Below are 3,566 nucleotides of genomic sequence, written 5' to 3' on the forward strand. Positions count from 1 at the left end.
GCGTGCGCGCGCTGCCGCCGGTGGCGCGCCCGCCGCGCGAGGCCGCCGCGGGCGACGAAGGCCGGCTGCTGTGGCGCGACAGCCTGGCCACGCCGCGCCACGAGCCCGAAGAGGTGCTGCGCGAACAAGAGGCGCGCTGGGTCGCGCAGGCGATCGGCGAGCTGGTGGGCAGCGGCGCGGTGGCGGCGGGCGAGGTCTTCGTGCTGTGCCGCAAGCGCGCGTCGCTGCGGCTGGTGGCGCAGGCGCTGCAGGCGCGGCATTTGCCGGCTGCCGCGGTCGAGGACCAGTCGCTGATGGATGCGCCCGAGGTGCGCGACCTGATCGCGATGCTGGATGCGCTGGCCTCGCCGCAGCACCGGCTGTCGCTCGCACAGGCGCTGCGCAGCCCGCTGTTCGGTGCCGGCGACGATGAGCTGATCGCGCTGGCGCAGCAGGCGGCCGCGGGCGGCGACTGGTTCGCTGCGCTGCTGGCCGGCCGGCACGACGGCCAGCCGGCGCTGCAACGGGCGCAGCGGCTGTTGCCGGCCTGGCTGCAGGCCGCGCGCGAACTGCCGCCGCACGACCTGCTGGACCGCATCGTCGCCGAGGGCGCGTATCGAGAACGCGTCGCGGCGGTCGTGCCGCCGGAGCAGCGGGCCGCGGCGCTGAATGCGATCGACGCGCTGCTCGGCCAGGCGCTGACGCTCGACGGCGCGCGCTATGCGACGYCGTACAACTTCGTGCGCGCACTGAAGCGCCGCGCGCTGAAGGTGGCGCCGCCGGCGCAGCGCAACGCGGTGCAGCTGCTGACGGTGCACGGCGCCAAGGGGCTGGAGGCGCGTGTCGTCTTCATCATGGACAGCGCCCCCGAGCGGGCCGGCACCGAGACCGCCACCGTGCTGGTCGACTGGCCGGTCGAGCTGGACCGGCCGGCGCGCTGTGCCTTCGTCTACTCCGAGGGCGACGTGCCGCCGTCGCTGGCGCCGGCGATGCTGGCCGAGCAGGTGGCGCGCCAGCGCGAGGAGCTGAACGGCCTCTACGTCGCGATGACCCGGGCGCGCGAGCAGGTGGTGTTCAGCCGCACCGAGCCGCACATCGCGGCGCCCGGCGCGTCGTGGTGGCAGCGCGTCGAGGCGCTGGTGGCGGCCTGGCTGCCGGTCGACGTGGCATCGGCCGCGGCCGGGCAGGGGGCGTTCGCGCTGCCGGGGCTGCCGGAGGTGCCGGTGGCGGTCGACGTGGCGCCCGCTGCTTCCTTCACGGCACGCGACGACCGCGCCTCGCGCCTCGGCCAGGCGGTGCACCGCACGCTGGAATGGGCGACCGGCGCCGCCGGCGAGGCCGACCTGGAGGCACTGGCCACGGCCGCCGCGGCCGCGTTCGACAGCCCGCCGCGCGAGGTGCTGCGCATCGCATCGACGATGCTGCAGCACGCGAGCGGCCGCCGCTTCTTCGACCGCAGCGGCCTGCTGTGGGCGGGCAACGAGGTCGCGGTGGCGCAGGGCGACCAGCCGCTGCGCATCGACCGGCTGGTGGCGCTGGACGAAGGCGGCCGGCGCGTCTGGTGGGTGCTCGACTACAAGCTCGCCCACAAGCCGCAGGCGCAGCAGGCCTACCACGAGCAGATGCAGCGCTACCGCGACGCGGTGCAGGCGCTGCAGCCCGGCGAGCCGGTGCGCTGTGCGCTGATCGGCGGCACCGGCGAGGTCGTCGAGCTCGACATCTGACGCACGAAAAGCAGCCTCGCCGTCTGAAATTGGCACGGCTTTTCCGGGTTCATCAGCGCACCACGATGCGGCATTCGGTCGTCCAATAAGGCAACTTCGTCACATCGCGCCTCGCTCATGTCCGTTCCGGAGACTCCTGCCGCCAAGACCGCGCCGACACGCGCGTTCGGGCGCTATCAGCTGCGTCAGCTGCTGGGCAAGAGCGACCGCAGCATGGTGTGGCTCGCGTTCGACCCGCGCGCCTCGCAGGAGGTGATGCTGACGCTGCCGCGCGTGCAGCCCGCCGACGCAGCCGGCCTCGAGGCCTGGACGCGCGACGCCAGGCTCGCCGCCCGGCTCGACCACCCGAACCTGGCCCACGTGATCGAAGTGGGCGTGCAGGACCATTGGCCGTACGTCGCGGTCGACCGCGCGCTCGGCAGCACGCTGGCCGAACGGCTCGCGGCCACGCCCGGGCTGACGGCCAACGAAGCGGTGGGCTGGATGATCCAGGCGCTGGAAGGCCTGGCCTTCGCGCATGAAGCCGGCGTGGCGCACCGCGACCTGCAACTGCACCACGTGCTGCTCAGCGAGCAGGGCACGGTGCGCGTGATGGCGCTGGCCGTCGCCTCGGCACCGCCCGCCACCGGCGAGGCGGCCGCCGCCGACCGCGCCCACGACCGCGCGATGCCGATGGACCCGAACCAGCTGCGCGCCTCCCGCCTCGCGGCCGAGCGCGACGTGCTCTGTGCCGGCCTGGTGCTGCACCAGCTGCTGTGCGGCCAGCCGGCGCTCGACGAACCCGACACCGCCCGCGTGATCGAGCGCCTGCCGCCGACCGGCCGCGAGATCATCCGCCTGCCCTGGGGCACGCCGAAGCCGATTCCCGATGCGCTGCGCGCCATCGCCAACCGCGCGACCGACCGCCAGGAGCGCCAGCGCTATCACAGCGCCCGCACCCTGCTGCGCGCGATGTCGGGCTGGCGCGAGACCGATGCGCAGGACAGCGGCGGCGCGATCGCGCTGCTGATCGACCGCATGCGCAGCATCGGCCACCTGCCGGCGGCCCCCGGCGTTGCGCAGCGCGTGGGCCGGCTCGCGATGGCCGAGGGCCAGCGCACCGACGAGATCGCCCAGCAGATCCTGCAGGACATGGCGCTCAGCTTCGAGCTGCTGCGCACCGTCAATTCGGCGCAGGTGCAGGGCACGCAGATTTCCGGCAACGGCCCGGTGCTGACGATCCGCCGCGCGGTCGCGCTGATGGGGCTGAAGGGCGTGCGCAGTGCGGCCGCGGTGCTGCGGCCGTGGCCCGGGCCGCTGTCGCCCGTGCATGCCGATGCCTTGCAGAAGCTGATGGACCGCGTGCGCCTGGCCGGCCACACCGCGCAGGTGCTGCGCCCGGCGGGCTACGACCCCGAGGTGATCTACCTGATCGCGACGCTGCAGAACCTGGGCCGCCTGATGGTGCAGTACCACTTCCCCGATGAAGCCGAACAGATCCGCCAGCTGATGCAGCCGATCCCGCCTGCCGAGCCGGGCGAGGCCGAGCAGCCGGGCATGACGGAAGAGGGCGCGTCGTTCGCGGTGCTCGGCGTCGACAGCGAACTGCTGGGCGCCGCCGTGGCGCGCCACTGGGGCTTGAACGACGAGGTGCTGCACATGGTGCGCCGGCTGCCGGCCGGCCGCCCGGTGCGCAGCGCCGACAGCGATGGCGACGTGCTGCGCATTGCCGCGAGCGCCGCCAACGAGGCGGTCGACGTGGTGAGCCAGCTGCCCGCGGCGCGCATCGGTGCCGGGCTGGCCGCGGTGGCGCAGCGCTACGCGCGGCCGCTGGAGGTGACCGCGCGCGACATCGGCGAGGCGCTGCAGGGCGCTCGCCAGGCG

Annotated in this window: 2 protein-coding genes; both read left to right on the forward strand. The window is 74.5% G+C overall.

Going from position 1 to position 3,566, the window contains the following annotated elements; all coding sequences use genetic code 11:
* A partial coding sequence (locus AC1DXV_RS32730) for a UvrD-helicase domain-containing protein (protein ID WP_477937655.1) occupies positions 1-1,703 on the forward strand: 1,703 nt, incomplete at its 5' end.
* A gap of 117 nt (positions 1,704-1,820) precedes the next feature.
* Positions 1,821-3,566, forward strand: a 1,746-nt coding sequence (locus AC1DXV_RS32735) for an HDOD domain-containing protein (protein WP_477937657.1), incomplete at its 3' end; no start/stop codon positions are given.

The organism is Rhizobacter sp. P3_C12 (genome assembly GCF_056402735.1).